Origin of the sequence: Streptomyces sp. MAR4 CNX-425 (assembly GCF_048656465.1) — a bacterium.
In the GTDB taxonomy this organism is placed as follows: Bacteria; Actinomycetota; Actinomycetes; order Streptomycetales; family Streptomycetaceae; genus Streptomyces.
Map to the genome: position 1 here is coordinate 83,037 of NZ_JBMDLF010000007.1, position 25,415 is coordinate 108,451.

A 25,415-nucleotide genomic window follows, 5' to 3' on the forward strand; every position below is an offset into this window, starting at 1 on the left:
AGCGGCACCGGGGAGCGCGGAACGGACGCGGGGCAGGCGCGGGCGCGGCGGCGCGGGCGCGGGGCGGCGGACCGACGGCGGCGACGGGAGGTGCGGGATGGCAGTTTGTTGCCGGGGGGAGGGGTGGGGCGGATGGGGTGAGTGGGGCGTAGCGGATGGGGCTACGGGGACGGTGTGCGGGTGCCGTCCGCCGGGGTGGCGGCGGCCGAGCCCGCGGCGCGCTGGAGGGCGCTGGCGAGCAGGGCGAGGTCCGTGGGGCCGTTGCCGAGTTCGCGCAGGGGGCGGCTGGTCGGGGGCGAGCCCATACGGGCCCACTCCAGCGGGACGACGGTGGGCCGGGCGGTCGCCGTACGGGGGATCCGGCCGGTGACCCGGGCCGCCTGGAACGGCACCGGCTCCGCCCCGGCGCGGCACAGCAGCCCGCGCCCGGGCGGCACGTCGTCGCCGCCGAGCACGACGTGGTGCGCGGCGCCGGAGACGGCGGCGGTGGCGGACGTCGCCCCGGGCCGCGCGGAGGCCGTGACGAGGTGCATGCCGAGCGGGCCGCCGTCGCGGGCGATGGCCTCGACGACGCGGACGACCGACCCGGCGGCGGGCCGCGCGGGGCTGCCGAGGGCGGGGGCGACGAGGGCGTCGAAGTCGTCGACGAGCAGGACGACGGCGGGCGTGGTGCCGGGACCGGTGCGGGCGCCCGGCTGGGCGCCGGCCGCCGGTCCGGCCGTGCCGGGCGGCGTGCCGCCCCCCGGGGTGCCGGCCGGCGGCGCGGCACCGGCGGGGTGGGCGGCCGAGCCACCGGCCCCCGTCTCCGGCTCCTCGCCGGCCCGGGGGCGCAGCCGGAGGGTGTTGCTCTGCGGCGCCTGGACGTCCGCCGCGCCGCCCGGCCGCGGCCCGGCTCCGGAGCGCGGTCCGGGGATCGCCGGGCCCGGCGGCGCCGGCTCGCCCTCCGGGGCGTACCGCGCGGCCCGGCGCTTGAACTCCGCGCCCAGCTCCTGCGCGAACTCCCGCATCCGCACCGGGTCGGACGCCACCAGATACCCCGAGACGTGCGGCAGGTCCGCCGCCGCCCCGAGCGCGTCGCCGCGCTCCCGCCCCGCGCCGTCGACCAGCACCAGCTGGAGCCGCTCCGGCGGCTCCCCGGCGGCCAGCGCGGCGGCGAACGAGCGCAGCAGCTCCGACTTGCCGCCCCGCGCCGCCCCCTCGACCGCCAGCGGCCCGGCGGCGAGGTCGGCCGCGAGCCGCCCGGCGGGGCCCGTCCCGAGCACGGCGCCGACACGCGGGTCGCCGGCGCGGGACTCCAGCCAGCGGGCGGTGAGCGCGGTGGGCGTGGCGCGGGCCAGGTCCAGCTCGTCCAGCAGGCGTACGGCCCCGGGGAGGGCGCCGCCGCGGCGGGCGGGGTGGGCGCCGTCGGCGTCGTCGCGTTCGCCGTACGGGGCGAGGGCGCGGGCGAGCCGCTCCGCCCAGGCCGCCGACACGGCGTCGACCGTCCCGGCCGGTCCGCCGGCCCCCTGCCCGGAGGCGGCGACGGCGAACCAGCCGCTGCCCGCCGCCGGTCCGCCGGGCGGGGGGAGGCCGTCGTCGCGGAGGTGGGCGCGGCCCGTTCCGTAGGCGGTCGCGGGGGAGGCCGGGGCGGCGCCGGGGGGCGGGTCCGCGGCGGGGGCCCGCGTCGGTGCCGGGGCGGCGCCCGGGGACGGCGGCGCCGGCGCCGGCGGGGGCTGCGCCGGGCGCAGCAGGAGCCGCAGCCCGGTGGCGACGTCGCCGCTGAGCAGCGCCACCGCGCCGCACGCGGCGAACCCGGGGGTCGCCTCGCAGGCCGCGGCGTACGTCGCGGTCAGCGGCGAGGCGGGGGTGGCGGGCGTGGTCTCGGCGAGGCAGACGACGTGCACACCGGCGGCGGGGCCGTCCTCGGCGAGCCGGGCGACGGCGTCGCGGACGGTGCCCGTACCGGGGTCGCCGTCGACGACGACCACGCTGCGGGGGGCGGCCGCCGGCTGCTCCAGCCGCCGCTGCAACTCGGCGACGCGGGCGGCGGCCTGCTCGCGGTCGTACGCGAGCAGCAGGCGGCAGTCCTGGCCCTGCCGCGGCCGTACGTGCGGGAGCCAGCCGGCCCACGACCAGTCCCCGACGCGGGTCTCGGGCGGGCGGGCCGGGTCGGCGGAGATCACCACCAGTTCGAGGGCGTCGGGCGCGTGCAGGGCGGCCAGCTGGGCCACGACGGAGCGCGCGAGCCCGGCGAGCCGGGGCCGCGGGCCGGCGAGCGCGAGCGACCCGGCGCGCCGCAGGTCGACGGTCACGGGCGCGGTGCCGCCGCCGGCGCGGAACTCGGTGCCGAGGCGCAGCACGAGCGCGTCGGAGTGCGCGTGCCCCCGCCGGAAGACGAGCCCGTCGGCGCCGCCGGTGGCGGGGTCCGGGGACGGGCCGGTGGGGTGCGGCGCGGCGGGTGGGGTGTCGCCGGGGTGTGCGGTGTCGCCGGGGTGCGGGGACCCGGGCGCGCTGCCGGCCGGGCCGGGGCCCGGGGGACCCGCTGCCGCGCCCGGGTACGGGGACGTGCCGACCGGGGGCAGGGTGTCGCCGGGGTGCGCGGGGTGGTGGGCCGGTGCGCCGCCGCCCGGGGCGTAGGCGTAGGAGGCGTGGGTCGTGCCGCCCGTGCCGGTCGGGGCGGCGCTGAAGCCCGGCCGGTACGCGGCCTCGTTGGCGAGGGCCGCGACCAGGATGGCGGCGGCGTCCGGGTAGCGGTCGTCCAGCGCGGCCGCCCCGGGGGACGCGGGGTCGGTGCGCGGCTCCGCCGCGGCCTCCGCTTCCGGCGCCGCGGCCTCCTCCCGCCCCGCGCCGAGCCGGCGCGCCCACGCCCGGATCCCGCGCCGCGGCGGCTGCGGTACGGGGGAGGCTTCCCCGCGCCGGGCCGCCCCTGCGGCGCCGCCGCCCGGGCGCAGCTCCGGCGGCACGACGGTGCCGCGCGTAGGCGTACCGCGCCTGGCCGGCGCGGCGGTGTACGGCTCCCGGTCCTCCTCGCCTTCGCCGCGCGCGCGGCCGCGCGCCCGCGCGGCACCGTGCGGCCCCCGGCCGTCCGCCGCGGCCCGGCGGGGAGCCGCGCGTCCGCCGCCGTCGTCCGCTGCCGGGCGTCCGCCCCGGTCGGCGCCTTCCCGCCGGTCGCCGTCGCCGGCGTCGGCCGCGGCCGGGCCGCCCGCGGCGCCCGGACCGGGGTCCTGGCGCCCCGCGCCGTCGGCGTAGCCGTGCCGCGCGCCCGCCCCGCCCCCGCCGTCCGCGCCGGCGGCCAGGTGCTCCGCTCCGGGCCGGGCCGGGTCCCCGTGGCCCCGCGCCGGGTCCGCGGCCCGGCCGCCCCGCGCGCCCTCCGTACCGGCGCCCGTCCCCCCGGGACCCGTACCTCCGTGCTCCGGGCCGCCGCCCGCCGGCCAGGCGCTGCCCAGCCCGCTCGTCGTCGAACCCTCCTCCGGCGACCGGCGCTGCTCCGGAACCCGGACGTCCTCCCCCGCTCCCGCCCCCGCCCCCGCCGTGATCCGCAGGGCCGACTCGCCCACCCGCAGCACCGCGCCGCCCGCCAGCGGCACCGGCGTGCGCCCCACCGCCCGGCCGTCGATCGTCGTCCCGTTCGTGGAACCCAGATCCGCCACCGTGATCCGGCCGTCCGCCGCGACCGTCAGCGCGCAGTGCAGCCGCGAGACGTCCGGATCGTCCAGCGGAACGTCGGCGTCCGCCGATCTGCCGATCCGGATCTGGCCGCCGTGCAGCAGATGGACCCCGCCCGCGTCCGGGCCCGCCACCACCCGCAGGCTGGTGACCGCCGCCGCGTCCCCCTCCGGCGGCTGGCCGTGGCCCGGGTCCGCCGGGCCGCCGAGGCTCAGCACCGCGCCGTCCACCAGCGGGGGCTCGCCGAGCAGCGTGCGGTCCGGGTCCAGGAGCCGCTGGCCCGCGTACACCGGAACGCCCGCGCCGCCGGTGCCGCTCGCCGTGCCGCCGCCGCCCGAGGCGGCGGCCGCCGCGGCGTCGAGCAGTCCGCCGGCCACGGCGCCCAGTGTCGTACCGGCAGGGGCGGTGACGATCACATCGCGACCGCGGGCGGCGGCACCGCCGCGCGTCGCCTGGACGGTCAGCCGGATCTGCATGCCGGTCACCGCTCCCTTCCCTGGGCAGGGCCGATTCGAGGGCAGCAGTCATATTCCCATCTCCTACCGACAACCCGCTCGGGGACCGGTGTTGGTGGATCTTGTATGGCCGCTTCCCGTCCTGGTTCCGACCGGAAAACGGCCGTTCCCGACCGCCGCTGTCGCTTTCGTCGCCCTCGGGGGGCAACCACGGACCGGGGGGTTGACGTCTTTTCTTCGAACTGGCGTCACGAAACGGCCGCGTACGGGCGATCCGCTCGTACGGCGGAGGTGAGCGGGCGCCGCGAACGGGTACGGCGTCCGGAACAGCACACGGGCGCGCACGGACGGGGGCACGGAAAGCGCGTACGGAAGGGCGCACAGAAGCAGGCGAACAGGACGGGGGCCCTCCGGAAAACCGGTGGCCCGAGGCGGAGCCGGGCCCGCCCCCGGCGGCCCGACCCGCGCCCCGGCCGCGCCGCTAGAGTGGTGCGGATGGCGCCCGGACTGACCGGTCCGCGGGCCGGCAGGAACGACCACGACCAGGGAGCGCATGACGTGCGGCCGGTAGGCAGCAAGTACCTCCTCGAAGAGCCGCTCGGGCGCGGCGCCACGGGCACCGTGTGGCGTGGCCGCCAGCGCGAGACGGCGGGGGCGGAAGCCGCCGTGGCGGGCAGCCCCGGCGAGGTGGTCGCCATCAAGGTCCTCAAGGAGGAGCTGGCAGGCGACGCCGACGTGGTGATGCGGTTCCTGCGCGAGCGCTCGGCGCTCCTCCGCCTCACCCACCCGAACATCGTCCGCACCCGCGACCTCGTCGTCGAGGGCGATCTGCTGGCCCTCGTCATGGACCTCGTGGACGGCCCCGACCTGCACCGCTACCTCCGCGAGAACGGCCCGTTCTCGCCCGTCGGCGCCGCCCTGCTGACCGCCCAGATCGCGGACGCGCTGGCCGCCAGCCACGCCGACGGCATCGTCCACCGCGACCTCAAGCCCGCGAACGTGCTGCTCGCCGGCGGCACGGAGCCCGACGGCACCGGCCGGATGCACCCGATGCTCACCGACTTCGGCATCGCCCGGCTCGCGGACTCCCCGGGCCTGACGCGCACGCACGAGTTCGTGGGCACACCCGCGTACGTGGCCCCCGAGTCCGCCGAGGGCCGCCCGCAGACCTCCGCCGTGGACGTCTACGGCGCCGGCATCCTGCTGTACGAACTGCTGACCGGCCGTCCGCCCTTCGGCGGCAACTCCGCCCTGGAAGTGCTCCACCAGCACCTCAGCCAGGAGGCCCAGCGCCCGCCCGGCATGCCCGACCCGATGTGGACCGTCGTCCAGTCCTGCCTGCGCAAGAACCCCGACGAACGGCCCAGCGCCGAGAGCCTGGCCCGCGGGCTGCGCACCGTCGCCGCGGGCATCGGCGCCGGCGCCACCCCGGAGCAGGCGACCGCCGCCCTCGGCGTCGCGGCGCTGCTCGCCGCCGACCCGCACCCGGCGCAGGTGCCGGGCAGCGGCGCGGGCGCGGCCGACCCCACGCAGATCCTCCCCGGCGGCAGCGGCGGCGCCCCCGGGCAGCCGGGCTCGTACGACCCGAACGCCGCCACCAGCGTCCTGCCCGCCGGCGGGGCGGGCGCCGCCGGCGCCGCGGGCGCGGCCGCCGCGCACGGCCAGTCCGGCCCCGGCGGCCCGGGCGGCGCCCCCGGGTCCGAGGACGGCACCCGGGTGATGCCCGTCACCGAGGGGCCGCCGCAGCCGGAGGGCCCGCACCCCTGGGAGACCCAGATGCGCGCCGCCCGCGACCGCGGCGAGCAGACCCAGCAGATCGGCTATGTGGACCCCAGCGAGGACCCGCTGCGCCGCCGCCCGCCGCGGCGCGTCCAGCGGCGGCAGCCGCCGCCCGAGGCGTACGCCGCCCCGCCGGCCCGCCGCGAGCCGCCCCCGCAGCGCTACGAGCCGCAGCCCCAGCGCTACGAGCCCCGCCCGCAGCCGCCCGCGCCGCCGCCGCAGCAGCCGCCGCGGGAGCGGCGGCGCAGCGCGAACCCGATGCGCATCCCGGGGCTCGGCTGTCTGAAGGGCTGCCTGTTCACGGTGCTCATCCTGGTCGTCGGCTCGTGGCTGATCTGGGAGCTGACCCCGGTCCAGGACTGGATCGCGGACGGCAAGGGCTTCTGGGACCAGCTCAGCGACTGGGCCACCGACCTCAAGGACTGGATCGCGGACTTCAACGACGCCGCCGACGACGCCGAGAAGACGAAGGACACCATCGACGAGGGCGTCAACGACCTCCAGGACGCGCAGAAGGGTCTCGACGACCTCAAGGACGCCACCCAGGCCCCGGGCCAGTAGCCGGGGGGCGACGGACCGGCACCCCCCCCGGGGACGGGCCCAGGACGCCTCCTGGCCTGTGAGCATGCCGACAAGTCGACACCCACGGGGGGTTTCCGGGCCGGAGACGCACCCAACGCGCGCGTCGCCGCGTAGCTTTGTCGTCATGGCACGCAGAATCGGCAGCCGATACGCCGCCCATCAGGTGATCGGACGCGGCAGCGCGGGCACGGTGTGGCTCGGCGACGGCCCGGACGGGCCGGTCGCCATCAAGCTGCTCCGGGAGGACCTGGCCGAGGACCGGGAGCTGGTCGAGCGCTTCCTCCAGGAGCGCACCGCGCTGATGAGCCTCGACCACGCGCGCGTGGTCGGCGTCCGCGACCTCGTCGTCGACGGCCGCGACCTCGCGCTCGTCATGGACCTCGTCCGCGGTACGGACCTGCGCACCCGGCTGGAGCGCGAGCGCCGGCTCCTCCCGCAGGCCGCCGTCGCCATCGCCGCCGACGTGGCCGAGGCGCTCGCCGCCGCGCACGCGGCGGGCCTCGTACACCGCGACGTCAAGCCCGAGAACGTCCTGCTGGACTCCGACGCCCCCGCCGGCGCCGGCGGCGCGCCCCCCGCGCTGCTCACCGACTTCGGCGTGGCCAAGCTCATCGACGCGCCCGGCCGCGCGCCGCACCCTCCCCCCGCCCCCCGCGGGCGCGGCGGCACCGCCGCGGGCACCCGGGTGCCGACCCAGCGCCGCGTCATCGGCACCCCCGACTACGTCGCCCCCGAGATCGTCGAGGGCCTGCCGGCGCGCGCGGCCGTCGACATCTACGCCCTGGCCACCGTGCTCTACGAGCTGCTGGCCGGGTTCACGCCCTTCGGCGGTGGCCACCCCGGCGCCGTGCTGCGGCGGCACGTGACGGAGACCGTCGCGCCGCTGCCCGGCATCCCCGACGAGCTGTGGGAGCTGCTGTTGCAGTGCCTCGCGAAGGCGCCGGCGTCGCGGCTGCGGGCCGTGGAGCTGGCCGCCCGGCTGCGCGAGATCCAGCCGGATCTGGAGGGGCTGCCGCAGCTGGACGTGGAGGAGTCGGCGGACGGGGCGGACGGGACGGACGACGGGGACGGGGCGGGGGCGCACGGCTCGCCGCGCACGATGCGGCTCGGCGCGGACCGGGCGGCGTCCCCGGCGGCCACCCTGGCCACGGCCGGCGAGCCGGGTGTCACCGGGGCCGGCGGGCGGCCGCTGCGCGGCTCGGTGCCGCTGGTGCGGTCCGCCGCGCCGGACTCCAACCGGGACACCCACACGAGCATGCGCATGCCCAGCGCCGAGGAGCTGTCCGGCGGCGCCCGCGGCACCGCGCGCGTGCCGCGGCTGGCCGGCCAGCCGCGGCCGGGCTCGGCCCGCGCCGCCCGCACGGGCACGACGCGCGCGAACCGGCTCAAGATCACGGTGGCGGCGGCCGTCGTCGCGGTCGCGGGCGTCGGCGGCTGGCTGGCCGCGTCCGGCGGCGGCGACGGCGGCGGGGACGGCGGCGGAGGCGGCGACCGCTCCGCCACCTCGGAGCCGTAGGACGCGGGGACCGCGCGCGTACGCGTGCGTGCGCCGTACGCGCGCAGGCCCGTACGCGTCGCCGTCCCCGCGCGCCCCGCGCCCCGCACCCGCGCCCCCCTACCCCCGGCCCCGTACGCCGGGCGCAGCCGCGGATACGGCATCCCCGTGCACGCGCCACAGGTAGCTGCCGTATCCAGCGGTACGCTGGTGGGGTGGCAGCACCTGACGTATCCGAATCGCTCAAAGCCCTCAGCTCCAGCATGGACTCCATCGAGGCCGTCCTCGACCTCGACAAGCTGAGGGCCACCATCGCCGCGCTGGAGGAGGAGGCCGCGGCGCCCACTCTCTGGGACGACCCCGAGAACGCGCAGCAGGTCACCAGCCGGCTCTCCTACCTCCAGGGCCAGTTGCGCAGGACCGAGGAGCTGCGCGGCCGGATCGACGACCTCGAAGTCCTCTTCGAGCTCGCCGAGAGCGAGGGCGACGCCGACGCGCAGCGCGAGGCCGAGGGCGAGCTGTCCGACGTCCGCCGCGCGGTCGAGGAGCTGGAGGTGCGCACGCTGCTCTCCGGGGAGTACGACCAGCGCGAGGCGATGGTCAACATCCGGGCGGAGGCGGGCGGCGTGGACGCCGCGGACTTCGCCGAGCAGTTGCAGCGCATGTATCTGCGCTGGGCCGAGCACAAGGGCTATGCGACGGAGGTGCTGGACACCTCGTACGCGGAGGAGGCCGGCATCAAGTCGACGACCTTCGCCGTCAAGGCGCCGTACGCGTACGGGACCCTCTCCGTCGAGCAGGGGACGCACCGCATGGTGCGCATCTCCCCGTACGACAACCAGGGCCGCCGCCAGACGTCCTTCGCGGGGGTCGAGGTGCTGCCCGTCGTGGAGCAGACCGACCACATCGACATCCCGGAGAACGAGATCCGGATCGACGTCTTCCGCTCCTCCGGGCCCGGCGGGCAATCCGTGAACACCACGGACTCCGCGATCCGGATCACGCACCTGCCGACCGGCATCGTCGTCTCCTGCCAGAACGAGAAGTCGCAGATCCAGAACCGCGCCGCCGCCATGCGCGTGCTCCAGGCCCGCCTGCTCGCCAAGCGCAAGGAGGAGGAGCAGGCGAAGCTGAACGCGCTCAAGGGAGACAGCGCCGGCTCGTGGGGCAACCAGATGCGGTCGTACGTGCTACAGCCGTACCAGATGGTCAAGGACCTGCGCACGGAGCACGAGGTGGGAAACCCGCACGCGGTGCTCGACGGCGAGATCGACGGCTTCCTGGAGGCGGGCATCCGCTGGCGCAAGCAGCAGGAGCAGGCGGACGCGGAGAGCTGATTCCGGCCGGGGCGCGGCGGCCGGTTACGGACCTGCTCCTTCCGGTTCAATTGCAGGGCTGACCGCGGTCCTTGTGAGTGTCACAGTCGTGCACCACTTGGCCCGGACAATGGCCGGAAAAAGGTACAACCCCGTCTCAACTCGCTTGACGCTCCACCGAATACCGGAGAGGCTTGCCGCCGAGCTTTGTAGGTGTGTGGGGTTCGTGTGACTCAGGGGGGATTTCAGACCCGCCGCGAACAGCCCCCGTACCGACGCCAACCCACTGACGAGTACGGCTACTGGGGGTAGCGAGCAATGACGAACAAGGTGCGTGTGAGGGTGGCGCGGGTCGCCGCCAGCGCGCTGATCGCCGGCGGCGCCTCGCTTGCTGCGGCCGGCGCCGCCCAGGCCACCGGCGACGACGGTGGCGACAGCGGTGGCCAGGGCCTCGGGATCGAGATCAACGCCATCAGCGGCGGTGGTGGCACAGACGGCAGCGACACCGACGGTAGCGACACCGTCGGCCCGGGGGGCGTCGACGAGGGCGCGACGACCGGCGAGACGACCGGTGAGACCACCGGCGAAACGACCGGTGAGACCACGGGCGAGACGACGGGCGAGACGACCGGTGAGACCACCGGCGAAACGACCGGCGAGACCACCGGTGAGACCACGGGCGAGACGACCGGCGAGACCACCGGCGAAACGACCGGTGAGACCACGGGCGAGACGACCGGCGAGACCACCGGTGAGACGACCGGCGAGACCACGACCGACGGCGGCGCCGACGACGGTGGTTCGGGCGACGACGGCGGGTCCGGCGACGACGGCGGTCAGCAGACCACCGGCGGCACGGGCGGCCAGCAGACCACCGGCGGCACCGGCGGCGACAGCGACTGCGAGCTGGACGACGACAGCGTCATCTGCCAGACCGAGTCGACCTCCGGCGGCAGCGAGCCCTCCCCGGCCGGCGACAGCAAGCCGCAGGACGAGCTCGCCGACACCGGTTCCAGCGGCACCACGTACCTGCTCGTGGGTGCCGCCAGCATCATCGCGGGCGGCGTCGGCTTCCGGCTGCTGCCGCGCCTGATGACCCGCAACGAGGGCGCGGCTGCCTGACCGCAGGCACGCCCGCGCCGTCACGGCGAGACGAAGGGCCCGGAGCGATCCCGCTCCGGGCCCTTCGGTGTGCTGTCGTCGTGTGGTGCGCGGCCGCACGTAGCGGTGGGTCACCGCGCATTCGCTCACAAGGATGTGATACGCGTCACATTCGCGAGGGTTCCGGACCTCTCGGTCACGCCGTCCGCTGCTGGAGGAACAGCACCGCCGCCACGGCCGCCAGCAGCGCCAGCAGTATCCACACCGTGGCTGCCGGCACGCCGTGCCAGCCGCCTTCCTGGCGCATGCGCTCCCTGCTCGCCCGGCAGACGGGACAACGGCCCTCGCTCACGGGTCCCGCACAGTTCGCGCAGACCAGCCAGTCGCGTGTCATGTGCTTCCTCCTCCCGTTTCGCTCTCCCCGGCCCCGTTGATCGCACCCCTCCACCTACCACTGTGCCAGGTCCGGCCCGATTCGGCGCGGGTCACCGGATCCCCGCGGTGACAGCGGGCGGTTTGTCCGTGACGAAACGCACCAACCACCCACGCTGACTGCGCGCCCCCTGGGCCTTCGCGTAAGGTCACCTGCGACCGCGACAGGGAGCCCAGCGTGATCCGATTCGACAACGTCACCAAGATGTACCCCAAGCAGAACCGACCCGCGCTCCAGGACGTCTCGCTGGAGATCGAGCGCGGTGAGTTCGTGTTCCTCGTGGGGTCCTCCGGCTCCGGCAAGTCCACCTTCCTGCGGCTCATCCTGCGCGAGGAGCGGACCACCCACGGTCAGGTGCACGTGCTCGGCAAGGATCTCGCCCGGCTGTCCAACTGGAAGGTGCCGCACATGCGCCGCCAGCTGGGCACGGTCTTCCAGGACTTCCGGCTCCTGCCGAACAAGACGGTCGCCGAGAACGTCGCGTTCGCCCTGGAAGTGATCGGCAAGCCGCGCGGCCAGATCCGCAAGACGGTCCCGGAGGTGCTCGACCTCGTGGGCCTGACCGGCAAGGGCGACCGCATGCCCGGCGAGCTGTCCGGCGGCGAGCAGCAGCGCGTCGCCGTCGCCCGGGCGTTCGTCAACCGCCCGATGCTGCTCATCGCGGACGAGCCGACGGGCAACCTCGACCCGCAGACCTCGGTCGGCATCATGAAGCTTCTCGACCGCATCAACAGGACCGGAACCACAGTGATCATGGCCACGCATGATCAGCAGATCGTCGACCAGATGCGCCGGCGCGTCATCGAACTTGAGCTGGGGCGGCTGGTGCGCGACCAGTCGCGCGGTGTGTACGGATACCAGCACTGAGCTGCTGCCCCCGGAGCTGAAAGGACGGGCATGCGCGCCCAGTTCGTCTTCTCGGAGATCGGTGTCGGTCTCCGCCGCAACCTGACGATGACCTTCGCGGTGATCGTCTCCGTGGCCCTGTCGCTGGCCCTGTTCGGAGCCTCCTGGCTCATGGGCAAGCAGGTCGACACCATGAAGGGCTACTGGTACGACAAGGTCAACGTCTCCATCTTCTTCTGCAATGAAGTGGACGCCGAGACCTCGCCCAACTGCGAGAAGGGCGCGGTGACGGCGGAGCAGAAGAAGGAGATCCAGGACGACCTGAACCAGCTGGACATCGTCGAGAGCGTCCACTACGAGTCCAGCGAAGAGGCGTACAAGCACTACAAGGAGCAGTTCGGCGACTCCCCGCTGGCCTCCTCCCTCACGCCGGACCAGATGCAGGAGTCGTTCCGCGTCAAGCTGAAGGACCCGGAGAAGTACGAGGTCATCACCAGCGCCTTCGCCGACAGACCGGGGGTGCAGGAGGTGCAGGACCAGCGCAACGTGCTGGAGAGCCTGTTCAACCTGCTCAACGGCATGACGTACGCGGCGATCGGCGTGATGGCGCTGATGCTCGTGGTGGCGATCATGCTGATCGTCAACACCGTGCGGGTGTCGGCGTTCAGCCGAAGGCGGGAGACCGGGATCATGCGGCTGGTGGGCGCGTCCAGCGTCTACATCCAGCTGCCGTTCATCGTCGAGGCCGCGGTCGCGGGCCTGATCGGAGCCGGTTTCGCGGCGGTGCTGCTGGTCGGCGGCAAGCACTTCCTGATCGACAACTGGCTTGCCGACAAGATCCTGTTGATCAACTTCATCGGCTGGGACGAAGTGATCCGGGTGCTGCCGCTCGTCGTCGCGATCGGCCTGCTCATGCCGGGTATCGCCGCCTTCTTCGCGCTGCGCAAGTACCTCAAGGTCTGACAATCGGGGTGGGTGTGGCGTAGGCCACGTGCGTGCCGTGGCGGGGCCAACTCCCCATACGGCACCCGTCGCTGTCCTACACTCAGCGGCATGTCGGGCTCGTCTGACTGTGACCGGCCCCGCAGCGCCTTCCGCCGCGGGGCCTCCCTGACGTTGGTCTTCGTCAGCGTCCTGGCCACCGGCGCCGCCACCGGGTCCCTGCCCGGCGAGGCGCCGCGTGCGCCCCGGGTGCTCACCGGCCACGTCGCCGAGGACCCGCCGTACGGCCACGACCCGCGGGCCGGCGAGGGCGGCACCGCCGCGTCCGCGGGCGACGCCGACGACCTGGTCAGCCGCAGCGGAGACCGCTGGTCGACGGCGTACAGCGCGCGCGAGTACGCGTCGGTGCAGCGGATGCTGGCGGGCAAGTACGTCGGCGTCGGGCTGTGGATCAAGACCGACCGGGCCGGCCGGATGGAGGTCTCCCAGGTCGGCGCGGACAGCCCGGCCGCCGCGGCCGGCATCCGCACCGGCGACACCCTGCGGGCCGTCGACGGCACCCCGGTCGCGGGCCGCCCCGTCACCGAGGTCGTCGCGCTGCTGCGCGGCGAGCGGCTCGGCGAGGGGGCGCGCGGAAGCACGGTGGTGCTCGCGCTCCAGCGCGGCGAGCGGCGCTGGACCCGGCCCGTGCGCCGGGTGGAGCTGAGCACCGAGCCCGTGACCGTACGGGCGGACGAGCCCGCGTTCGACGGCACCACCGCCCCCGTGATCCGGGTGGAGAGCTTCACCCGCGGCAGCGGCGCGGCCGTGCGCCGGGCCGCGTCCGAGGCCGCGGCCCGCGGCAGCGACGGCCTCATCCTCGACCTGCGGGGCAACTCCGGCGGCCTGGTCGTCGAGGCGGTCGAGGCCGCGTCCGGCTTCCTCGACGACGGGGTGGTCGCGACGTACGACCTGGACGGGCACCAGCAGGCGCTCTACGCGGAACCCGGCGGCAACACCGAGACGCCGCTGGTCGTCCTCGTCGACGGCGGCACGATGAGCGCCGCGGAGCTGCTGGCCGGGGCGTTGCAGGACCGCGGCCGCGCGGTCGTCGTCGGCACCCGCACCTTCGGCAAGGGCTCGGTGCAGATGCCGCGGGCCCTGCCCGACGGCTCGGTCGCGGAGCTGACGGTCGGCGAGTACCGCACCCCGGCCGGACGCAGCCTGGAGGGCGTCGGCGTCACCCCGGACCTCGACCTCGCGGTCACCGACGCGGACCGGGACGCGGAGGAGGAGGCCCGTACGGTTTTGAGTGGCCTCGGGAGCGGCGTCTAGGCGACAATGGCCCGGCTATGGGTAAAGACACGGGTCGCAAGCTGATCGCGCAGAACAAGAAGGCGCGGCATGACTACCTCATCCTCGACACCTACGAGGCGGGGCTGGTGCTGACGGGCACCGAGGTCAAGTCGCTGCGGCAGGGGCGGGCTTCCCTCGCCGACGGCTTCGCGCACCTGGACGGCGGCGAGATCTGGCTGCACAACGTCCACATCCCCGAGTACTCCCAGGGCACGTGGACGAACCACACCGCGCGCCGCAAGCGGAAGCTGCTGCTGCACCGGGCGGAGATCGACAAGCTCATCGGCAAGACGCAGGAGACGGGGCTGACGATCGTGCCGCTCGCGCTGTACTTCAAGGACGGGCGGGCGAAGGTGGAGATCGCGCTGGCGCGGGGCAAGCGCGAGTACGACAAGCGGCAGGCGCTGCGGGAGAAGCAGGACAAGCGCGAGGCGCAGCGGGCGATCTCGGCGGCGCGGCGGAAGTTCCGGGGCTGACCTGCGCGGACGAGGGGAATACGGTGGCACGCCACCGTGTTGTCCACTACGATGTCAGCAGCGGTCCTCCGGGGCGGCGCACCTTGAAAACACCACATGGGGATGATCGGTTTCGACAGCGGCTGTCGGAACAGGGGAAGCGAGCCGAGGAAGCGGCCATGATCTCGTTAACCACAGGCCGAAACAAATAATCGCCAACACCAAGCGCGATTCCTTCGCCCTCGCTGCCTGAGCAGCGACTTTGCGAAGTGTCAGCCCGGGGCTGTTCCCGACCCGGATCCTGGCATCAGCTAGGGGACTCCACCGTTAGACCCGGTCACGGGGTGTAGCGGGACAAACCACAGTGACTGAGCCCGTCGGAGACTTGTCCGCGTGATCTCCGGGGCCGAGAAAAACGAAGCGGACTGCGCTCGGAGAAGTCCTGTCCCTGCACCGTTGGACGCGGGTTCGATTCCCGCCATCTCCACGAGAACGAGAGGCGACGTGTGCCCGCGGTTTGCGCGGGCGGCGTCGCCTTCGTCGTTTGTACGGGCTGCGCCGGGCCGGGCCGGGTTGTCGCGCCGGGTGCGGTCGTGTCGCGCCGGGCGGGCTACAGCGGTGGGGGTTTGTCCGGGAGGCGTTCGATGGCGAGGAGGGCCGCGTCGTCGGGGAGCTGGCGGCCGGTGTGGCGGAGGAGGTCGGCGCGGAGGGCGGCGACCAGCTCGTCCAGGTCGCGGTCCGCGTGGCGGGCCGCGGCGTCCGCGAGGGGGAAGTAGACCCCCTTGTCGTCGCGGGCCTCGATGAACCCGTCCGTGTACAGCAGCAGCCGGTCGCCCGGGCGGAAGTCGATCGTCTGCGGCACCGGCAGCGTGCCGACCAGCCCGCCCAGCCCGACCGGGACCCCCGGCCGCTCCGGCGGGTGGCGGGTGACGATGCCGCCGCCGATGAGCAGCGGCTCCGGGTGGCCCAGGTGCACGATGCGGGCGACGGGCTCGTCCGGCGGGATCTCCACCAGCAGGGCGGTGGTGAAGCGCTCGCTGAAGTCCTCCGCCGGGTCGTCGCGGTCGATCTCCCGTACGGCGGTCTCCTCCATGCGCCCGGCGACCTCGCCGATCGTCGGCTCCCGGTACGCGGCCTCCCGGAAGCACCCGGTCAGCACCGCCGAGACCCCGACGGCCGGCAGCCCTTTCCCCCGTACGTCGCCGATGAGCACCCGCGCGCCGTGCGGGGTCGCGAGCGCCTCGTAGAGGTCGCCGCCGATCTGTGCCTCGGCCTCGGCGGCGAGGTAGACGCTGCGCACGGCGAGCCGGTCGATCCGCGGCGGCGGGGGGCGCAGCAGCGCGCGCTGGGCGGCCTCGGCGACCGACCTGACCTGCTTCAGCTTGGTCTCGCGGCGCTGCCGGATGACGGACGTCACGATGCTGGCCACGCCCACCGCGCCCTGGGACGCGAGGGTCATGTCGGCGCGGGAGTCGCCCCAGATGCCGTGGTGGAGGTTCAGCGCCGCGGTCAGCGCGACGGCGGCGGCGGAGACCGCGACGGTGGCGGGTACGGAGGTGGTGGCCGCGGCCACGACGGGCGCGATGACCAGCAGCGACGCCAGTGGCAGCCCGGCGGGGGTGGCGAGGTCGGCGATCGCGACGGCGGCGAGGATCAGCAGGGGGTAGACGACGTGGGGGACGGAGGACGCGCGGTGCGGGGCGGTCCCGTCGCCTGCGGCATCGCGGCGGTGGCCGCCGCGCGGCGGGAGTCGCATGGCGATGGCGTCCTTAGTTGGCTTATGAGGCTTATGTCCGGATTGTTCGAGGATAAGTCACGGCCGGGTACGGGACCCGGTCACGCCGCCCGATCGGGGCGACCGGACCCCCGCGGTCCGGGCGGCGGCCCCTCAGCGGGGCGCGGGCGCCGCGCGCAGCGCCAGCAGCTCCGGGGCGACGATCTCCACCTCGCCGCGCGCGTACGTCACCACCCCGTCCCGCCGCAGTCCGGACAGCGCGCGGTTGAGGGTGACGCGGGTGACGCCGAGCTGGTCCGCCAGGGGCTGCTGCCCACCGGGGAGAGGGACCCGGGCGGAGCGCAGGCGGGCGGCCTCCACCAGCAGCCAGGCCGCGAGCCGGGCGGGCGTGGGGAGGGTCGCCGCCGCGGTGAAGCGGGTCTGCTGCTCGCGGGCCTGGGCTGCGAGGGTCCGCAGGACGTGGCCGCGGACGGCGGCGGCGTCGTCGACGAGCGCGAGGAACCCGGCGCGCGGCAGGGCGCGCACGGTGCAGGGGGTGAGGGCGGTGAACGTGGCGGTGTGGCCGCGGCCGTCGATCACCGCGACCTTGTCCAGCGCGCACGGCCCCGGCCACGCCCCGACCCGGACGACCCGCCCGGCCGCGGACACGACGGTCGCGGCGACCCGGCCGTCGAGCAGCAGGAGCAGCCGCTCCGCCGGCTCCCCGGCGGCGCGCAGCACCTCCCCGGCGGCGTACCGGCGCGGCACGGAGCCGTCCCGGACGGCGCGCAGCCGCTCGGCGGTCAGGCCGCGGAGCAGCGGTACGGCGCGGAGGGCGCGCTCGGCGCGCGCGCCGGCCGGCTCCGGCGGCCGTGTATCGGGCGATACAGATCCCCTCACGCCCCCGACCGTACCGTCGGCCCATGCTCGTACTCGAACTGCGCTTCGCCCCCGACCCCGCCCGCCTCGCCGCCCGGCCCGCGCACCGCGACCGGCTGGCCCGCCTCCACCGCGACGGCACCCTCCGCGCCGCCGGCCCCTGGGCCGACGACTCCGGGGCCCTGCTCGTCTTCGACGCGACCCGTGAGCGGCTCGACGCGATCATGGCCGACGATCCGTACTACCGCGCTCCCGGCGTCGAGGTCGTGGGCGTACGGGAGTGGGCCCCCGTCGTCGGCCCCTGACCGCCCGCGCCGCCCGCCGCCCGCGTCCGCGCTCCCGGACGTCGGCGGCGGTGGCGGGTGCGGCGGTGCCGCTACAGGCGCCCGCCGTCCGCCGCCGGTACGCGCCCCAGCAGGGTCACCGCCAGGGCGCCCAGCGCCAGCGCACCGCCCAGCCACAGCACCGACCGGGTGCCGAACCCGTCCACCATCCGCCCGCCCGTGAAGGCCCCCAGGGCGATGGCCCCGTTGAACACGGCCACGAACAGCGAGGTCGCGCCCTCCCGCGCCGCCGGCGCCGCCAGCCCCAGCCACGTCTGGGCGCTCACGGACACGCCGCCGTAGGCCAGCCCCCACACGACCAGCAGGGCCGCCGCCCCCGCCGCCGACCGCCCGAGCAGCGGCACGAGCAGCAGCGAGCCGGTCAGCGTGGCGCCGATCACCAGCACGGTGCCGCGCAGCGACCGGCCCACCCGGGCGCCGGCCGCGAAGTTGCCGGCGATCCCGGCGACGCCGTACGCCAGCAGGAGGGCGCCGATCAGCGACGCCCCGACGCCCGCGACGTCCTCCAGGACGGGCCGTACGTACGTGTACGCCGCGAAGTGCCCCGTCACCAGCAGGAACACCACCGCGAGCCCGGTGGCCACCCGGGCGTTGCGGAACAGCCGCAGCACGCCGCCGAGCCCCACCGCCTCGGCGGCGGGCAGCGGGGGCAGCAGCACCGCCGTGGCGGTGGCGACGAGCACGGCGAGCCCGCCCACGGCGAGGAACGCCGTGCGCCAGCCCACCAGTTCACCGAGGTACGCACCGGACGGCACGCCCACCACCGAGGCGACGGCGACACCCTGGACGCCGAGGAGTTGGCGACGACGTCGCTGGTCGGGATCTCCCGCCCGGCCCCCGGCTACTGGCGCGAGGCCCAGGCGCCGACCCGCACCCCGGCGGGCACGCCGGTGCCGCGGGGGCCGGCGGTGGGCACGTTGCAGGAGGGGCTGTCGCTGGTGGCGGCGAACCGGGGCGTGATGCTGCTGTGCCGGCCCACGTCGGAGTACCAGGGGCGGCGGGACGTGACGTACGTGCCGGTGGCGGGGCTGCCGCAGTCGGCGCTGGGGCTGGTGTGGCGGGGGGACCGGGAGAACGGCCGGGTGCGGGCGTTCGCGGCGGCGGTGGCGGGGGAGCGGCCGGGGTAGCCGCCGGCGCGTCAGGCCACCGGGTTCTCCAGGAGGGTGACCCGGTTGCCGTCGGGGTCGTCCAGGGCGGCGAACCGGGTACGTACGCCGCCGGTCTGCACCGGCCCCGCGGACAGCCCTCGGCCCGCGAGCCCGGCGAGTTCCGCGTCGAGGTCGCTCACCTCCAGATTGAGCAGCGTCGAACCGGCCCGCCCGGGGTCCTCGAACACCTGGAGCCAGCCGCCCGACGTGAGGTGCCAGTCGGCCAGCGACGGCATCGGCCGGGTGTCCGCCGGCCGCCCCAGCAGCCGTTCGTACCAGGCCACGGCGGTGTCGAGGGTGCGTACCGGGGCGACCATGAGTACCCGCGCGACGTTCATGAGGTCCACCAGCTTCCTGGTCGTGGCTCGTGACTTCCCCTGGTACCGACCATCCGGGAGCTTCGAAGTCATCGGAGGGAAAGCCGCCCCCGGTGGGCGATTTGCCGGATTTCAAGGGTAAGTGACCCGTACGGCCAGGCTCGACGGGCCGCACCGCACGATGCCGCCCCCGCGCCGACCCCGGCGGGGGAGGGGCGCGCCGGTGCCGCGCCCACCCGCCCCCCCCGGCGCGCCGCCGCTATCTGATGTTCCGCGTGTCCGCCTCCACCTCGGCCAGGTACTCCGCCAGCGTCACCGGCCGCCCCCGCACCCCCGGCCGCCGCTCCCACGGCCGCGGGCCCTCCGGGCGCCGGTACTCGATCCCCAGCGCCTCCAGCCGCCGCAGGTGGTGCGCCAGCCGGTCCGCGAAGCCCGCCCGGTCCCGCTCGCCCTCGCACCACACCGTCTCCGCGAACGCGCTCAGCCGCGGGAACGCCTGGTAGTCCAGCGCCCGTACGTTGTCGATCGCCTCCGTCCACAGCCCGCACTGCGCGCCGATGACCAGCTCCGCCGCCGGGGTGCCGGCCAGCTCCGCCGGCACCGGCTCGAAGGCGTGCACCTCCGCCAGCGGCAGCACCGTGCCGACCGGCACCGGCTCGTCGGGGGAGTCCGACGCCCGGTAGTCCAGGTAGACCTGGCGGGCCGGGCTCGTGATCACCCGGTGGCCCTCGCGGGCCGCCCGCACCGCGCCGTGGTTGTCGCGCCACGACACCACCGTCGCCGCCGGCGGCAGGCCGCCCTCCAGGATCTCGTCCCAGCCGAGCAGCTGCCGCCCGCGCGCCGCCAGGTGGTCCGAGACCTGGCGGATGAACCAGCTCTGCAGCTCGTCCTCGTTCCGCAGCCCCAGCTCGGCCATCCGCGCCTGCGCCGCCGGGCTCGCCTTCCACTCGTCCTTCGGGCACTCGTCCCCGCCCACGCTGATGATCGGGCTGGGGAACAGCTCGATCACCTCGTCGAAGACGTGGCGTACGAAGTCCAGCGTCGCGTCCGAGACGTTGAGGATGGTCGACTTCACGCCCCAGCCCGTCTCCACCGCCACCTGCGCGCCGGTGTTGCCGAGTTCCGGGTACGCCGCGATGGCGGCGGTCATGTGCCCCGGCAGGTCGACCTCGGGTACGACGAGGATGTGCCGGGCCGCGGCGTACGCGACGATCTCGCGGACGTCGTCGCGCGTGTAGTAGCCGCCGTGCGGGCGGCCGTCGCCCGTCTCGTTCCAGCCGGGCTTCGACTCCGTGCGCCAGGAGCCGATCTCCGTCAGCCGCGGGTAGCGGTCGATCTCCAGCCGCCAGCCCTGGTCGTCGGTGAGGTGGAGGTGGAGCACGTTCAGCTTGTGCAGGGCCATCTGGTCCAGCACCCGCAGCACGTCCCGTTTCGTGAAGAAGTGCCTGGCCACGTCGAGGAGCACGCCCCGCCAGGCGAACCGCGGCCGGTCCTCGATCTCGACGCAGCCGACGTCCCACGGGCCCGCGTCGAGCGCGGTGCGGCGCAGGGTGTGCGGCGGGAGGAGCTGGCGCAGCGTCTGCACGCCGTAGAACGCGCCGGCCGGGCCGCCGGCCGCGACGCGGATGCCGTCGGGGGCGACCGTCAGGCGGTACGCCTCCGCCTCCGCGCCGGCCGCCGGGTCGAGGGCGAGCTCTATCCCGCCGCGCCCCGGCGGCAGGACGCAGCCCGTCCCCGGCAGCAGTTGCTCGCGCAGGACGCGGGCCACCGGAGCGAGGGCCGGATCGGCGACGTGCAGCGGGGTGTCCGGGCCCAGGGCGTACGAACCGGGGCGGGGGGAGCTGCGCGACGGCGTGGGGATGATCAAGGTCCTGCTCCGTTCGACGGGTTGACGCTGCGCTTCTCCACTCCATATAAAGGGCTCCATCGTAAATATGTAAAGGAGTCCATCGTTAGTCCTTCGCGGCTGGTCGGTGGGGCGAACGGTGGAACCGGGAGGGGCGCGCGATGGCATCGGCAGCGGAGCTGGGCGGGGACCTGTCCCGGCTGCGGCACCTCAACTCGCTCGCGGTCGTGGACGCCCTCCGCGGCGCCGAGCCGCTCACCCTCACCGCGGTCGCCGAGCGGACCGGCCTGTCCCGGCCGTCCACCAAGGACGTCGTCGGCCGGCTCGTCGAGCTGGGCTGGGTCGAGGAGATGGGGCCCGCGCAGGGCACCGTCGGCCGGCCCGCGCGCCGGTACCGCTTCCGCGCCGACGCCGGCCACGTCGCCGGCATCGACATCGGCGTCCACAGCGTGCGCGCCGCGGTCGCCGACCTCGACGGCACCGTCCACGCCCAGACCCACCGCCCCGTCAGCCCCGCCACCCCCGTCGACGAGCGCATCGCCGCCGCCGACCGGGCCGTCGCCGACTGCCTGGCCGCCGTGGGGCTGGGGCGTACGGACCTGTGGGCGGTCGGCGCCGGCACCACCGGCATCGTGGACCGCGCCGGCACCGTGCAGTACTGCGCCGGCGTCGCCGACTGGACCGGCGTCGACCTCGCCGACCGCATCGGCGCGCTCTTCCCCTGCCCCGTGCAGATCGACAACGACTCCCGCCTCGCCGCCCTCGCCGAGCGCGAGCGGGGCGTGGCCAGGGACGCCGACGACACCGTGTTCCTGCACGCCGGCCGGCGCACCGGCGCCGCGCTCGTCGTCGGCGGCCGGGTGCACCGGGGCTTCGGCGGCGTCGCCGGCGAGGTCGGCATGCACCCCGTGACGCACTGGGTCACCGCCGCCTCGTACCTCCACGACTGCCCCGCCGTCCCCCCGGACGTGCCCAAGAGCGACGCCGCCCGGCACACCTTCGCCGCCGCCCGCGGCGGCGACCCCGTCGCCGTGGCGGCCGTCGAGCGCTACTGCGACGACCTGGCGCTCGGCACCTCGGCGATGGTCATGACCCTCGACCCCGAACTCGTCGTCCTCGGCGGCGGCTTCTCCCGCGCCGCCGACGTGCTGCTGCCGCGGCTGCGGCGGCGGCTGGCGGACGTGTGCCTGCGGGTCCCGGAGCTGCGCGCCTCCGCCCTCGGCGAGGAGTGCGTGGCCGTCGGCGCGATCGGGCGGGCGGTGGCGTACCTGGACCGGGAGCTGTTCGGCGGCGCCGCCGGCCGGATCGTCCCGCTGCCCACCCTCGCCCGCGGCGCCGAAGGCGGCGAAACCCGCGAAGACAGCGACACCCGCGAAGGCGGCGAGAACACCGGAAACACCGCAGCACACCACGGCCTCCCGGGCGCCCCGCGCCACCCGGGCGTGCGGGCCGACCGGCGCGATCCGGGCGAACAGGGCGCCCCGGGAGCCGATCGAGCAGCAGGAGGTGCCCGTTGACGACCACGCCCCGCGCCGAGGCGTCCGCCCGTCCCGTACGGAACGAGGCCGGCGCTCCGCCGACACCCCCGCCCCCCGGGGCCGCCGGGCCACCGGCCGCCGGCCCCCTCCGCGCCCTCTGGCAGCGCACCGTCCCGGCCCGCTGGCTCGCGCCCGGCACCCTCCTCATCGCCGCGGTCATCGTCTTCCCGGCGATCTACATGGTCGGGATGTCGTTCGTCGAGATCAACCGCATCGGCTTGACGGACGGCTTCGCCGGGCTGCAGAACTACCGCAACCTCTTCGCCGAGGACGAACTGCCCGGCGTCGTCGGCAACACCCTTCTGTGGGTCGTGGTCGTCGTCGGCCTCACGGTCCTCGCCTCCCTCGCGCTCGCGCAGTTCCTCGCCAAGGACTTCTTCGGCCGCCGCCTCGTCCGGCTCGCGCTGATCGTGCCGTGGGCGACGTCCCTGGTGATGACCGCGACCGTGTGGCGCTTCATCTACGAGGGCGGCAACGGCCTGCTCAACCGGCTGCTGATGGACCTGAAGATCCTCGACTCGCCGGTGGACTGGTACAAGGACCCGGACATCGCCTTCTACTCCCTCATGGCGGTCGGGATCATCACCTCGATCCCCTTCACGGCGTACGTCCTGCTCTCCGGCCTCCAGACCATCCCCGCCGAGCTGACGGAGGCGGCGAAGATCGACGGGGCCGGGGCGTGGACGACCTGGCGCCGGGTGACGCTGCCGATGCTGCGGCCCTCGCTGACGGTCGCGCTCGTGCTCAACATGCTGCACGTCTTCAACGCCTTCGCCCTGATCTGGGTGATCATGGGCAAGACGGCCGGCAACCACGCCGACACCTCCGTCACGTTCATGTACAAGATCGCCTTCACCGGCCGGCTCGACACCGGCGAGGCCGCCGCCCTCGGCGTGCTCAACGTGATCGCGATCAGCATCCTCGTCGCCGTCCTCATCCGGCTGCTCCGGGGCCGCGGCCCCGACGCCCCCGGCAGGCCGTACGGCACCGAGCGCCCCGGCAGCGCCGCCGCCGAGGCCCTCGGCCACCGCACCCGCCTCGCCGGCGCCGCGCTCGCCCGCGCCGTACGCCCCGTGACCGGGCCGCTGGCCGCCGGGTGGCGGCGGGTGCGGCACATCGGGCTGCCGCTCGCCGGGCTCTGCGTCGCGCTGTTCTTCCTCGCGCCGTACGTGGCGATGTTCCTCGGCTCGCTCAAGACCGACGCCGAGCTGTTCCAGGTGCCCGCCGACTACCTGCCGGACGACTGGGCCTGGTCCAACTACGCCGACGTGTGGGACAAGATCCCGCTGGCCAGTTACTTCCGGGTCAGCCTGGTCGTCGCGCTGGTCTCCACCGCCGTCGTGCTGCTGATCGCCGCGCCCGCCGCGTTCATCCTGGCCCGGACGAACTTCCGCGGCCGGGGCGCGTTCCTCGGGCTGGTGCTGGTCTCGCAGATGTTCCCCGCGGTGGCGCTGCTCATCGGCCTGTACCGGGAGGCGGTGTTCACCGGCGGGATCCACTCCTACTGGTTCATCATCGCGGTCAACTGCGCCTTCAACGTGGCCTTCGCAATCTGGATCCTGCACACCCAGTTCGCGTCCATACCCGTCGAGATCGACGAGGCGGCGATGCTCGACGGCCTCGGCCGCTTCCGGATCATGGTGCGGATGGCGCTGCCGCTCGCGGCGCCCGCGCTCATCACCGTCACCATCTTCACGTTCATCCAGGTCTGGAACGAGTTCGTCGTCTCGCTGACGGTCTTCAACGAGCCCACCGAGAACCGGGTGCCGCTCACCGTCGGCGTGCAGCAGTTCGTGGGCCTGTACGAGACGAACTACCAGTACCTCTTCGCCGCCTCCCTGATGGCCATCGTGCCCGCGGTGATCCTGTTCGCGCTCATCGAGCGGTACCTGGTGAGCGGCCTGACGAAGGGCAGCACGAAATGAGCCACCCCGTGTCCGGCACCGGGCCCGGCAGAAGGACCGTCCTGCGCGCCGGCGCCTCGCTCGCCTCCGCGTCCGCGCTCACCGCCCTGGCGGCGGCCTGCGGCCGGCCGATCGCGGCCGGCGACCCGAATTCGATCAAGGTCGTCATCGCGCAGTACACCGAGGGCACGCAGCCGTACTGGCGCAAGCTCGCCGCGAAGTTCGAGGCGCAGCACCCCGGCAAGGAGATCAAGCTCCAGATCATCGACTGGGGCAACCTCCAGACCCAGATCAACACGATGGTCCAGACCGGCCAGCTCCCCGACATCGCCAACCTCAACCTCTTCGCCGACTACGCCGACGCCGACCTGCTGCACCCCGCCGAGGACGTCCTCACCCCCGAGGTCCGCGCCGACTTCCTGCCGGCCTTCGCCGCCAACGCCTCCTTCCGCGGCCGCCAGTACGCGCTGCCGTTCCTGGCCACCGTCAACGGCATGTACTACAACAAGGCGATCCTCCGCGAGGCCGGCTTCGACGGGGCGCCGCGCACCCGCGCCGAGTTCCTCGACGCCGTCGAGGCGATCAAGGCGCTGCCCGGCGGCTACGTCCCGTACGGGCTGGCGCTCGGCATCGAGTCCGGGCACTACGAGTTCGGCACCTGGGCCCGCGCGGGCGGCGGCGGCTGGATCGAGGACGGCCGCTGGGCCATCGACAGCGAGCGCAACGTCGAGACCCTCGGCTTCCTCCAGGACCTCGGCAGGCGCGGCTACACCCAGCCCAACCCCGGCCAGACCAACCGCCCCGACGGCACCTGGCCGCTGTTCGCCCAGGGCAAGGCCGCGATGGTCTACGGCGCCTTCGGCGCGCGGGCGTTCCTGGACCTGATCGAGGAGGGCGACGTCGACTACGGGCTCGCCGTGCACCCGGTCAGCCACGGCGCCGAGCCGGTCGCGCACGGTATCCAGGACTATCTGATGGCGTTCAAGAAGTCCGGGAACCGCGAGCTGGTCCGCGACTTCCTCAGCTTCTTCTACCGGCCGGAGAACTACGTGCCGTACCTGAAGACCGAGGGCCTGCTGCCGACGACGCGCTCGGCGGTGGCCGTGCTCAAGGACGACCCGCAGGTCGGGCGGTACGTGGGGATGACCGGCCGGGCGCGGTTCGACCCCACGACCCGGCCGGTGTGGGCGGAGCTGCTCGGGGTGATGGGCAACGACCTGGGCCAGGCCGTCAGCGAGAACGAGGCGCCGCGGAAGGTGCTCCGCGAGTTCCAGTCCATCGCCGTCTCCGGCGGCTGACGGCGGACCCGGGACCGGCCCCCTCCCGAGCCGGCCCCGAGCA

The 25,415-nt window shown here is 75.1% G+C and carries 18 protein-coding genes, 1 other RNA gene and 2 pseudogenes; 14 read left to right on the forward strand and 7 right to left on the reverse strand.

The window, feature by feature from the left end; translation table 11 throughout:
• Nucleotides 1-161 precede the first annotated feature (161 nt).
• Nucleotides 162-4,121, reverse strand: a complete 3,960-nt coding sequence (locus tag ACHZ99_RS20510; RefSeq protein ID WP_420306384.1) for an FHA domain-containing protein — start codon at nt 4,119-4,121, stop codon at nt 162-164.
• Between the two features lie 537 nt (nt 4,122-4,658).
• Here ACHZ99_RS20510 and ACHZ99_RS20515 point away from each other — a divergent pair.
• The 4 genes from ACHZ99_RS20515 to ACHZ99_RS20530 all read left to right on the forward strand — a co-directional run bounded on the left by ACHZ99_RS20515 (nt 4,659) and on the right by ACHZ99_RS20530 (nt 10,394).
• A complete protein-coding gene (locus tag ACHZ99_RS20515; RefSeq protein WP_420306385.1) occupies nt 4,659-6,440 on the forward strand; it encodes a serine/threonine-protein kinase in 1,782 nt (593 codons plus the stop codon).
• Nucleotides 6,441-6,585: 145 nt separating this feature from the next.
• Nucleotides 6,586-7,977 (forward strand): serine/threonine-protein kinase, encoded by a 1,392-nt coding sequence (locus tag ACHZ99_RS20520; RefSeq protein ID WP_420306127.1) that lies wholly within the window; start codon nt 6,586-6,588, stop codon nt 7,975-7,977.
• 194 nt (nt 7,978-8,171) lie between these two features.
• Nucleotides 8,172-9,293, forward strand: a complete 1,122-nt coding sequence (gene prfB / locus ACHZ99_RS20525) for a peptide chain release factor 2 (RefSeq protein WP_420306128.1) — start codon at nt 8,172-8,174, stop codon at nt 9,291-9,293.
• A 297-nt stretch (nt 9,294-9,590) separates the two neighbouring features.
• Nucleotides 9,591-10,394 (forward strand): hypothetical protein, encoded by an 804-nt coding sequence (locus ACHZ99_RS20530; protein WP_420306129.1) that lies wholly within the window; start codon nt 9,591-9,593, stop codon nt 10,392-10,394.
• 175 nt (nt 10,395-10,569) lie between these two features.
• On the opposite strand, the gene ACHZ99_RS20535 is transcribed toward ACHZ99_RS20530, so the two are convergent.
• Nucleotides 10,570-10,767 (reverse strand): hypothetical protein, encoded by a 198-nt coding sequence (locus tag ACHZ99_RS20535; protein ID WP_420306130.1) that lies wholly within the window; start codon nt 10,765-10,767, stop codon nt 10,570-10,572.
• 216 nt (nt 10,768-10,983) lie between these two features.
• Between ACHZ99_RS20535 and ftsE the strand changes: the two genes are divergently transcribed.
• From ftsE to ssrA, 5 genes are all read left to right on the forward strand, one after another.
• Nucleotides 10,984-11,673 carry a cell division ATP-binding protein FtsE gene (gene ftsE / locus ACHZ99_RS20540; protein WP_420306131.1) on the forward strand — a complete coding sequence of 230 codons (690 nt, stop codon included), beginning with the start codon at nt 10,984-10,986 and terminating at the stop codon, nt 11,671-11,673.
• Between the two features lie 30 nt (nt 11,674-11,703).
• Nucleotides 11,704-12,615, forward strand: a complete 912-nt coding sequence (gene ftsX / locus ACHZ99_RS20545) for a permease-like cell division protein FtsX (protein ID WP_420306132.1) — start codon at nt 11,704-11,706, stop codon at nt 12,613-12,615.
• A 153-nt stretch (nt 12,616-12,768) separates the two neighbouring features.
• Complete coding sequence (locus ACHZ99_RS20550; RefSeq protein WP_420306386.1) at nt 12,769-13,908, forward strand: S41 family peptidase; 1,140 nt, start codon at nt 12,769-12,771, stop codon at nt 13,906-13,908.
• Between the two features lie 17 nt (nt 13,909-13,925).
• Nucleotides 13,926-14,405, forward strand: a complete 480-nt coding sequence (smpB, locus tag ACHZ99_RS20555; RefSeq protein WP_420306133.1) for an SsrA-binding protein SmpB — start codon at nt 13,926-13,928, stop codon at nt 14,403-14,405.
• A gap of 98 nt (nt 14,406-14,503) precedes the next feature.
• Nucleotides 14,504-14,874, forward strand: a transfer-messenger RNA (tmRNA) gene (gene ssrA, locus ACHZ99_RS20560).
• A 120-nt stretch (nt 14,875-14,994) separates the two neighbouring features.
• Here the strand turns inward: ssrA and ACHZ99_RS20565 are convergent.
• Together ACHZ99_RS20565 and ACHZ99_RS20570 are read right to left on the reverse strand one after the other, a co-directional pair.
• Nucleotides 14,995-16,140 carry a PP2C family protein-serine/threonine phosphatase gene (locus tag ACHZ99_RS20565; protein WP_420306134.1) on the reverse strand — a complete coding sequence of 382 codons (1,146 nt, stop codon included), beginning with the start codon at nt 16,138-16,140 and terminating at the stop codon, nt 14,995-14,997.
• Between the two features lie 132 nt (nt 16,141-16,272).
• Nucleotides 16,273-16,998 (reverse strand): Crp/Fnr family transcriptional regulator, encoded by a 726-nt coding sequence (locus ACHZ99_RS20570; RefSeq protein ID WP_420306135.1) that lies wholly within the window; start codon nt 16,996-16,998, stop codon nt 16,273-16,275.
• A 23-nt stretch (nt 16,999-17,021) separates the two neighbouring features.
• Here ACHZ99_RS20570 and ACHZ99_RS20575 point away from each other — a divergent pair, with 23 nt between their 5' ends.
• Nucleotides 17,022-17,282 carry a YciI family protein gene (locus ACHZ99_RS20575; RefSeq protein ID WP_420306136.1) on the forward strand — a complete coding sequence of 87 codons (261 nt, stop codon included), beginning with the start codon at nt 17,022-17,024 and terminating at the stop codon, nt 17,280-17,282.
• A gap of 71 nt (nt 17,283-17,353) precedes the next feature.
• On the opposite strand, the pseudogene ACHZ99_RS20580 reads toward ACHZ99_RS20575, so the two are convergent.
• Nucleotides 17,354-18,109: pseudogene (locus tag ACHZ99_RS20580) on the reverse strand (MFS transporter); the annotation flags it as partial.
• Between ACHZ99_RS20580 and ACHZ99_RS20585 the strand changes: the two are divergent.
• A pseudogene (locus tag ACHZ99_RS20585) lies at nt 18,104-18,448 on the forward strand (LysR substrate-binding domain-containing protein); the annotation flags it as partial. The pseudogenes ACHZ99_RS20580 and ACHZ99_RS20585 overlap by 6 nt on opposite strands.
• Nucleotides 18,449-18,459: 11 nt before the next feature.
• Here the strand turns inward: ACHZ99_RS20585 and ACHZ99_RS20590 are convergent.
• Nucleotides 18,460-18,807, reverse strand: coding sequence for a VOC family protein (locus tag ACHZ99_RS20590; protein WP_420306387.1), 348 nt, complete (start codon nt 18,805-18,807; stop codon nt 18,460-18,462).
• Between the two features lie 238 nt (nt 18,808-19,045).
• Nucleotides 19,046-20,653 carry a beta-N-acetylhexosaminidase gene (locus ACHZ99_RS20595; protein WP_420306137.1) on the reverse strand — a complete coding sequence of 536 codons (1,608 nt, stop codon included), beginning with the start codon at nt 20,651-20,653 and terminating at the stop codon, nt 19,046-19,048.
• 140 nt (nt 20,654-20,793) lie between these two features.
• Between ACHZ99_RS20595 and ACHZ99_RS20600 the strand changes: the two genes are divergently transcribed.
• The 3 genes from ACHZ99_RS20600 to ACHZ99_RS20610 are packed head-to-tail and all read left to right on the forward strand — an operon-like array spanning nt 20,794 to nt 25,372.
• Nucleotides 20,794-22,149 (forward strand): ROK family protein, encoded by a 1,356-nt coding sequence (locus ACHZ99_RS20600; RefSeq protein WP_420306138.1) that lies wholly within the window; start codon nt 20,794-20,796, stop codon nt 22,147-22,149.
• Entirely contained in the window at nt 22,146-24,095 is a 1,950-nt protein-coding gene (locus ACHZ99_RS20605; protein WP_420306139.1) for an ABC transporter permease subunit, read from the forward strand. Before ACHZ99_RS20600 ends, ACHZ99_RS20605 begins: the two co-directional genes overlap by 4 nt.
• A gap of 8 nt (nt 24,096-24,103) precedes the next feature.
• Nucleotides 24,104-25,372 carry an extracellular solute-binding protein gene (locus ACHZ99_RS20610; protein ID WP_420306140.1) on the forward strand — a complete coding sequence of 423 codons (1,269 nt, stop codon included), beginning with the start codon at nt 24,104-24,106 and terminating at the stop codon, nt 25,370-25,372.
• The last annotated feature ends 43 nt before the right edge of the window (nt 25,373-25,415 follow it).